Origin of the sequence: Bacillus sp. CH_48, assembly GCF_038008465.1 — a bacterium.
Taxonomy (GTDB): Bacteria; Bacillota; Bacilli; order Bacillales; family Bacillaceae_G; genus Bacillus_A; species Bacillus_A thuringiensis_S.
The window spans coordinates 1,235,001-1,240,000 of record NZ_JBBOZF010000001.1 but is presented as its reverse complement, the minus strand read 5'-3'; the positions used below and the strand labels follow the sequence as shown (position 1 = coordinate 1,240,000).

The window sequence follows — 5,000 nt, the reverse complement described above, 5'->3', positions numbered from 1 at the left end:
AGTGATCCGGTGGTTCCGCATGGAAGGGCCATCGCTCAACGGATAAAAGCTACCCCGGGGATAACAGGCTTATCTCCCCCAAGAGTCCACATCGACGGGGAGGTTTGGCACCTCGATGTCGGCTCATCGCATCCTGGGGCTGTAGTCGGTCCCAAGGGTTGGGCTGTTCGCCCATTAAAGCGGTACGCGAGCTGGGTTCAGAACGTCGTGAGACAGTTCGGTCCCTATCCGTCGTGGGCGTAGGAAATTTGAGAGGAGCTGTCCTTAGTACGAGAGGACCGGGATGGACGCACCGCTGGTGTACCAGTTGTTCTGCCAAGGGCATAGCTGGGTAGCTATGTGCGGAAGGGATAAGTGCTGAAAGCATCTAAGCATGAAGCCCCCCTCAAGATGAGATTTCCCATAGCGTAAGCTAGTAAGATCCCTGAAAGATGATCAGGTTGATAGGTTCGAGGTGGAAGCATGGTGACATGTGGAGCTGACGAATACTAATAGATCGAGGACTTAACCATATAATATGTAGCAATGTTATCTAGTTTTGAAGGAATATGCCTTCATAGTTTGGTGATGATGGCAGAGAGGTCACACCCGTTCCCATACCGAACACGGAAGTTAAGCTCTCTAGCGCCGATGGTAGTTGGGACCTTGTCCCTGTGAGAGTAGGACGTCGCCAAGCAACTTTAAGACAAGTCAGAATGACTTGTCTTTTTTGTGTTTTATAAAAATAAGAATGGGTGGTAAATCTCAGTTTTTTATAATTTCACTTTATTGTTCACATCAACAAGTTCAAAACGCTCACAGACGAGTAACATATCTTCAGAGAAATTAAGACCAAGCTCATTTAGTTCCTTTGTAAAAAAACGAACATGGGTGTCTCTCCAGTAATTATAAGTACGATCTCCTTCGCCTTCAGCGATAGCGAATTCTTCGCTTACTTCATTCATTGGTGTTACAGTTACTTCTATTATCTTAATAATAGCTACAGGTTCATCATTACTATTAAGTATAATACTATAATCATTAGTGGTCGGTAGCGGTTCATTTTCTAATTCATAAAAAATGTGACCGGAGCATGTAGCAGTTTTAATACCGTCAATTACTAGTTGTGCAAGATAATTAGGGGAATCTTCAAATTGCCAAGCTATAACAGATTCTGGTTTTTTGTTGTTTCCCCAATAAGTATTCCAATATGTCTGTGCTAATTGATTCATTTTATCGTCACCTCACTCTAATTAAATTTAGTCGCTTTATAATTCCTAGGAAATTTATTTATTTACTTATTCTGTCTTTGTGCTCATTTGAAATTTGTATCAGTGTGTTGCAAATTAAAAAGATACTATGTGGAATGAATATGGTTTGTAAATATGTTCTGTATATATATGGAATCTTTAATTTTCCAATTGCATTTTATGATAAAGGATATAGTTACTTAAAGAACGTTCAGACTATTAATGGTAGCTTATTATCACTATGCCATATTGAAGTGAGTAGTACTAGAGTTGAAATAGATAAAAAACCGATATTCTAAAATTGAATATCAGTTTAATGATATGTGACTTATATGAATCTATAGTAATACGAAAAGCGTAAATAAGATAGCCAACAAAATACGATAGTATGCAAAAGGTTTTAAACCTATCTTCTCTAAAAGCTTTAGAAAAGTTACTACCGCTAGCATCGCTACGGTAAAAGAGGTAATGAATCCTACCGCAAACATAGGGATGTCATCGACACTTAAATACTCCCAGCTTTTTAGTAAGTCTAAGCCTGTAGCTCCAACCATTACAGGAAGAGCTATTAGAAAAGAGAACTCGGATGCGGTTTTATAATTTACTTTTGCTAATAGACCTCCAGAGATAGTAGAGCCAGCTCTAGAGAAGCCAGGGTATACTGCTAAGCACTGAAATAATCCAATTGTTAAAGCTTGACGGTATGTTAAATCGTCCAGTGAATAGGCGGTTGCCTCTTTCTTTTTTACTTCTGCAAAGATCATAAGAATTGCCCCTGCTACAAGTCCAATCACAACAGTGTATGGCTGAAATAAGTATGTTTTAATAATATCATGTAGTAGCAAACCAGCCACTACTGCCGGAAATACGCCAAGAAATACATGAAACGCGTTGAATTTTTTCTCTTTCCGTAGAAGAGGCTTAATATTACATAGAGAAACGAGACGTTTATGATATAAAATTGCAATAGCTAAAATTGCGCCTAGCTGAATAACAATTTCAAACGTTTTTGCTCTTTCTCCTTCAAAGTCTAATAAATGCCCGACTAATATAAGGTGGCCAGTAGAAGATATAGGTAAAAATTCAGCTAATCCTTCTACAATACCGAGTATGAAGGCAATAATGATATCGCTCATAGTTTCACTCCTATAAATTAATGAATGTCTACTTTTTTAAAATAGAATAGTGTTGCAATAAATCCGGAAATTGTTGTTACTGCAATGATGATATAAGAATACTCTGGTGGATATGTCGGTTGTAATTCATTATTTGCGATATCTAGAGTAGCGGTCCACGGAAATAAATCTTTATGCTTGGAGTTTACGAGCATAAGATTGGTCATTGTAATAATGACTGTTAATATAATGGGCGGTACATAGCTCTTCATGACAAGAGTTAGTAGTACAATAGGTGAAGACAATAGAAAGAGAAGTCCACCACATATTAAAAATTCTAGGAAAGAACTTAAAAGTAAAGCAATGTTAAAACCAGGGAAATTCCCCAATAGCCCTAATATTAAAGTAAGTGTCCAAGCGACTAAAGTTAGCATCATGATCCAAAGAAAGAGAATGATGAATTTACTTATAATAAAGCTAATGCGCGACACGGGGATAGTTAGTAAATTTTTTAGTGTATCTTCTGCATATTCGCGGGTAAGCAAATATGCAACCACTACTCCATATAAGGGGAATCCTATAACTAAAGTAGTATATAAGTTAACATCAGTGAATAATTGATGGAACCAAATAGTCGGAGTTGGCTCTTTTGTTTTTATATGTATATAAGAGGCTACTACAACTAAGAAAGGTGCGACACCAGCACCAATAATGCTAATTAAAAACATATTAGAGCGTTTTAATTTTAAGAGTTCTGTATAGAGTAGATTAACCAATTGTTCCACCTCCAACTAGCTTGGTGAAATAATCTTCTAGTCTATCTTCACTTATCATCATTTTTAATACTTCAATACCATTAAGAACTAATGTTCTATTTATGTATCCTTGTTGTCCAAAATGAGAGTAAATACGAATATTCCCTTCATCGTGTACTTCATAATCAAAAATTTGAAGATGATTTTCTAATAACATCACAGCTTTATTGTCATTATTCACTTGAAACTCTATGTACTTACGATTTGCTTTACGTAGCGTATCAAGAGAAACTTCTTCTAGTAACTTTCCTTCATGAATAATTCCGATACGATCGACTAACTGTTCTACCTCGGCTAATATGTGACTAGAAATGAGTATGGTTATATTTCTTTCTTGAGCTAAAGAATGAATAAGTTTTCGCATTTCTTTAATACCAATAGGGTCTAGTCCGTTAGTTGGTTCATCTAATATGAGTAGCTCGGGATAATGGAGAAGAGCGCGTGCAATTCCTAAGCGTTGCTTCATTCCTAAAGAATACTTTCCTACTAACTTTTTTGTCTCATGCTGCAAGCCTACTATTTCTAATGCTTCTTCGATAGCATTCTTTTTGTGAACCCCAATTATCTTTGCATTAATTAATAGGTTTTCTTTTGCAGTTAAGTTTTCATAAAATCCTGGAACTTCAACTATAGAACCAATTCTGCTTAAAATATCTTTTTGATTTTGGAATAAGTTCTCTCCAAATATTTCAATCGTTCCACTTGTAGGCTTTATAAGACTAAGCAGCATACGAATGGTTGTTGTTTTACCAGCACCGTTGCGGCCTATGAAGCCATAAATCTCCCCTTGTTGAACATTAATATTTAAATTATCTACTGATTTTTGATTGCCATATACTTTAGTAAGGTTAGTCGTTTTTATAATTGTATTTATAGGAGACACCTGCTTTCTATAAGTTCTTACTTACATCATAAAAAGGAAGGCTTAACTGCATATTAATCATTTCTTAACTATTTCTTAAAAGTATTGTGTTTTGGAATAGAAAAGCCAAAAATAGTTCGTTTCCATGGAGTGCTTTCAACCCATATATGCCCACCATTTCTCTCAACGAGCGCTTTAGAAATAGAGAGCCCGAGACCACTACCACCAAACGAGGAGTTTCTTGATTGTTCGCTTCGGTACATTCGCTCAAACACATTTTGTAAATCATGCTTTGGAATACCAGGGCCTTTGTCCCAAATATGAAGTTCATATTCTCTATCGGTTTCTAGTAGTTCGACTCCTACTATTTTTCCATCCTTTCCGTAATAAATGGCATTTTTCATTAAATTACTCATAATCCGCATAAGGCTCAGATGGTCTGCGATAATAGGGCAAGTAGATTCTGGTATGAGAACTTGCAGTTCGATGTTATGTTTTGAGAGCTCAGGTAAAAATTCAATCAAAACTTCTCTAGTAACTTCAGAAAAGTCGAGTTCTTCTTCTTTTAGTGGAAATTCATTAGCGTCTAGCTTCGCCATATTGAATATTTCATCAACTAGGTGCTTTAAGTTATTTGATTTCATATAAAGTATTTTAAGGTATTCTTGTTTTTCTATTTCAGAAACAGCAACCCCATCTTTTAAAGCATCTATATATCCGATGATGGAGGTGAGTGGTGTTCGTATATCGTGGGAGATACTAGACAAAAGTTGTTTTCTGGATTCCTCGGATCTTTTGGCTTCAATCTGAACTTGCTCTAATTTAGCTATTAGCTCGTTTATTGAAAAAACGATATTATGTAATGAGTGGTCATTGCTTGTGAATAATCTCGTTTGTAAGTTTCCTTTTAGTACACGACTTAATTTAGTATCCATTGCCTTGCGATGTTGAATGAATTGTATTCTTGAAAAGAAGAGAT

At 36.2% G+C, this 5,000-nt stretch carries 5 protein-coding genes and 2 rRNA genes (2 of these 7 cut by a window edge); 2 read left to right on the top strand and 5 right to left on the bottom strand.

The window, feature by feature from the left end:
• Together N2V92_RS05945 and rrf are read left to right on the top strand one after the other, a co-directional pair.
• Window positions 1-512 (top strand): 23S ribosomal RNA (locus tag N2V92_RS05945) (it extends 2,410 nt beyond the left edge of the window).
• Window positions 513-560: 48 nt separating this feature from the next.
• Window positions 561-676: ribosomal RNA gene (gene rrf, locus N2V92_RS05940) — 5S ribosomal RNA — on the top strand.
• A gap of 76 nt (window positions 677-752) precedes the next feature.
• Here rrf and N2V92_RS05935 read toward each other — a convergent pair.
• The 5 genes from N2V92_RS05935 to N2V92_RS05915 all read right to left on the bottom strand — a co-directional run.
• Window positions 753-1,211: an ASCH domain-containing protein gene (locus N2V92_RS05935; RefSeq protein WP_042596930.1), complete on the bottom strand. Its 459-nt coding sequence runs from the start codon at window positions 1,209-1,211 to the stop codon at window positions 753-755.
• Between the two features lie 356 nt (window positions 1,212-1,567).
• Window positions 1,568-2,365 (bottom strand): undecaprenyl-diphosphate phosphatase UppP, encoded by a 798-nt coding sequence (gene uppP / locus N2V92_RS05930; protein WP_001279949.1) that lies wholly within the window; start codon window positions 2,363-2,365, stop codon window positions 1,568-1,570.
• Between the two features lie 17 nt (window positions 2,366-2,382).
• Window positions 2,383-3,120, bottom strand: a complete 738-nt coding sequence (locus N2V92_RS05925; RefSeq protein WP_000247703.1) for an ABC transporter permease — start codon at window positions 3,118-3,120, stop codon at window positions 2,383-2,385.
• Window positions 3,113-4,042, bottom strand: a complete 930-nt coding sequence (locus tag N2V92_RS05920) for an ABC transporter ATP-binding protein (RefSeq protein WP_000074583.1) — start codon at window positions 4,040-4,042, stop codon at window positions 3,113-3,115. The genes N2V92_RS05925 and N2V92_RS05920 overlap by 8 nt, the downstream gene beginning before the upstream one ends.
• A gap of 68 nt (window positions 4,043-4,110) precedes the next feature.
• Window positions 4,111-5,000 carry the 3' portion of a sensor histidine kinase gene (locus tag N2V92_RS05915; RefSeq protein WP_000845349.1) on the bottom strand. The gene runs 124 nt beyond the window's last position, so the window shows 890 of its 1,014 coding nt (coding positions 125-1,014); the start codon falls outside the window, past its right edge — the gene reads right to left on this strand; its stop codon occupies window positions 4,111-4,113.